The sequence below is a fragment of the Nocardia yamanashiensis NBRC 100130 genome (genome assembly GCF_001613325.1).
Classification (GTDB): Bacteria; Actinomycetota; Actinomycetes; order Mycobacteriales; family Mycobacteriaceae; genus Nocardia; species Nocardia yamanashiensis.
On sequence record NZ_BDCD01000079.1, the window covers coordinates 1 to 631 of the forward strand.

General features: G+C 62.4%; 1 protein-coding gene. It reads right to left on the reverse strand.

The window, feature by feature from the left end; genetic code table 11:
• On the reverse strand, window positions 1-631 hold a 631-nt coding region (locus NY1_RS41650; protein WP_169815499.1), incomplete at both ends, for a (Fe-S)-binding protein.

Sequence of the window (631 nt, forward strand, 5' to 3'; positions counted from 1 at the left end):
AGCCCGAGGCCTCCATCAGCTCACGCGGCGCGTTGTAGATCTTGTTGTGCCGGCCCAGGTAGCACGGATCGTGATAGGTCACGTTCTGCGCCACCGGCGAGACCGGCACCAGCGACTTGGCGCGCACGAGACGGTTGAGCAGCTGGGTGTGGTGCACCACCTCGTAGGTGCCACCGACCTGCGGGTACTCGTTGTTGAGCGCGTTGAAGCAGTGCGCGCAGGTGACGACGATCTTCTTCTTCGCCTGCTCCACACCCTCGAACACACTGTTGAGCAGTTCGATGTTCTGCATGGCCAGCTGCTGGAACAGGAATTCGTTGCCCGCACGCCGCGCCGAGTCACCGGTGCAGGTCTCTTCCTGACCCAGCACCATGAACTTCACACCCGCGGTCGCCAACAGCTCGGCGACGGCCTTGGTGGTCTTCTTCGCGCGGTCCTCATAGGCGCCGGCGCAGCCGACCCAGAACAGGTATTCGTAGCCGTCGAAGGAATCAGCGTCCTTACCGAAGACCGGGATCTCGAAATCGACCTCGGAGATCCAGTTCAGGCGGTCCTTGGCGTTCTGGCCCCACGGATTGCCCTTGTTCTCCAGGTTCTTGAACAGACCCGCGAGCTCGGACGGGAACTCCGA